The sequence below is a fragment of the Bradyrhizobium sp. JYMT SZCCT0428 genome (genome assembly GCF_018131075.1).
Taxonomy (GTDB): domain Bacteria; phylum Pseudomonadota; class Alphaproteobacteria; order Rhizobiales; family Xanthobacteraceae; genus Bradyrhizobium.
The window spans coordinates 1-2,612 of the sequence record NZ_JAFCLS010000146.1; the positions used below are offsets into that span (position 1 = coordinate 1).

Consider the following 2,612-nt stretch of genomic DNA (forward strand, 5'->3'; position numbering starts at 1 on the left):
TGGGCATGACCTATTTTGATCTCGGTCCGTATAGCCGCAAAGTCACCACGTCATCGCCCGATACCCAGCTTTGGTTCGACCGAGGGCTCAACTGGCTGTTTGGGTTCAACCATGGCGAGGCGATCAAGTGCTTTCAGAAGGCGCTGAAGCACGACCACGAATGCGCCATGGCGCACTGGGGCGTAAGCTATGCCTCGGGGCCCAACTATAACCTGCCCTGGGTTCGCTATGACCCTCATGGTCGGCAGATGGCGCTGTCGGCATCTTACGATGCGATGGAGGAAGCGCTTGCGCACGCCCGGAAGGCAAGTGCGCTCGAGCGGGCGATGATCCAGGCTCTCACCGCGCGCTATCCCCAGCGCGACGCGATCGAGGATATGGCGCCGTGGGACAAGGCCTACACCAGGGTAATGCGCAAGGTCTTCGATGCCTTTCCCGATGATCTCGAGGTCCGGGCGATCTTTGCTGAGTCAATCATGAACGAGACGCCGTGGCAGATGTGGGACCTTCGCTCCGGCGCGCCTGCGGAGGGCGCTGGGACCGAGGAATGCCGGACGGTGCTGGAAGATGCTTTCGATAGACTTCCTGCCGCATGGGGACACCCGGGACTCTTACATCTCTATGTCCACTTGATGGAGATGTCGCCTTTTCCGGAGCGGGCTCTGCGGGCCGGTGATCGGTTGCGCGAGATCGTCCCCGACTCCGGTCACCTCATCCACATGCCGACGCATCTCGATGTGTTGTGTGGGCACTACAATGACGTCCTAGTCCACAATCAGAAGGCGTTGGCGACCGACCGCAGGTTCCTCGCTTATTCGGACGACCCGGGTGTCTATCTGGTCTACGTCATCCACGACTTCCACTTCGCGATCTATGGCGCAATGTTTCTTGGCCAGTACACACCCGCAATCGCGGCGGCCGAAGAACTGATCGCCACGATCCCGGAGGCGGTTTTGCGCATTGAATCGCCTCCGATGGCGGATTTCCTTGAGGGCTACCTGACGATGAAGCAGCACGTCCTCGTGCGCTTCGGCAAATGGCGCGAAATCATCCAACAAGACCTACCGGAGGACCGAGACCTTTACTGCTCGGTTGTCGCCATGATGCACTACGCTAAGGCAGTCGCTCATTCGGCGCTTGGCAATGTCGCCGAAGCCGAGATTGAGAAGGCGTTGTTAATGGCGGCGAAGACCCGGGTGCCCGAGAGCCGCCGCGTCCACAATAATACTGTCGTCAGTCTGCTGAGCGTGGCCGAGGCGATGCTGAACGGCGAACTGGAATATCGAAAGGGCAATCATGACGCAGCCTTCGCCCACCTGCGCGGGTCAGTCCAGCTCAGTGACTCGCTGCCCTATGATGAGCCTTGGGGATGGATGCAGCCGACCCGTCATGCACTTGGGGCACTTCTCCTCGAACAGGGACGGATCGAGGAAGCCGAGGAGGTGTATCGCTCTGATCTCGGCCTTGACGGCAAACTGAGTCGCGCCTGCCAGCACCCCGATAATCTGTGGTCGTTGCACGGGCTGCACGAATGCCTGGTCCGTCGCGGAGAAAAAGTCGAGACAGCTCTGATCAAGCAGCGGCTCGACTTGGCGCAGGCGCGGGCGGAGGATCCGATAAGAGCGTCCTGCTTCTGCCGTCGGATGGACATGGCGGCCGAGTAGTCGATCGCGGCGCCTGGATAGCGGGACCCCACCGACGGCAATATTCCAAGAACCCGAGATTTCTTCCAAGTTTAAGTTTGGAAGGATAGACTAATGCACTTTCAGGGAGGCGAGAATGGCAATCGTACTGGTTACCGGCACTAGCAGCGGCATCGGATTGGCAACCGCCGTAACACTGGCGCGTGCTGGCCACAAAGTCATTGCGACCATGCGCAATCTGAATAGCGGCGGTGAACTAGAAAGGATCGTATCAGCAGAGAAGTTATCGGTAACGCTTGCTCGCCTGAATGTTGACGACGACGCTTCGGTCGATACGACAATTAAGAAAGTGATTGTGGACAATGGCTCAATTGATGTTCTGGTCAACAATGCGGGAATCGGTGGTGGAGGTTCGGTAGAAGAGACGCCGCTGGCCGAGTTCCAGGAAAAGATGGAGACAAATTTCTTCGGCGCACTTCGTTGTATCCAGGCTGTGATACCGGGGATGCGCGAACGTCGGCAAGGCTGCATCGTTAATGTAACCTCAATTGCCGGCCGAATGGCTTTGTCCCCACAAGCTGCCTATTCTGCATCAAAGTTTGCCCTCGAGGCATTGAGCGAGTGCCTCGCACAGGAAATGAAGGCATTCAATGTACGGGTTGCCATCATTGAACCGGGCGTTATCGCTACGCCGATTTTCGGCAAAGCCAAGCCAGTGCGCGAACAGAGTCCTTATCCTCATGCCAAGCGTCAAAGGGCACTTTTCACCGCTTCACTTACGAAGCCAACTTCGCCCTACGTTGTTGGCGAACAGATACGGCAAATCGTTGATGGCAATAGTGAACAGCTTCGGTATCCAGTAGGGCCGGATGCAAAGCCGTTTCTTAACTGGCGCGCCAGCAAGACGGACGAGGAAATTGTTGCTTTTGGCGGAGCTACTGATGATGAATTCAAACGCTTGGCCAAGCA

General features: G+C 57.4%; 2 protein-coding genes. Both read left to right on the plus strand.

What is annotated here, in order from left to right; translation table 11 throughout:
- Nucleotides 1–1,664, plus strand: a 1,664-nt coding sequence (locus JQ575_RS44005; RefSeq protein ID WP_212039372.1) for a tetratricopeptide repeat protein, incomplete at its 5' end; no start/stop codon positions are given.
- Between the two features lie 115 nt (nt 1,665–1,779).
- The coding region (locus JQ575_RS44010) for an SDR family oxidoreductase (protein WP_212039374.1) at nt 1,780–2,612 on the plus strand (833 nt) is incomplete at its 3' end.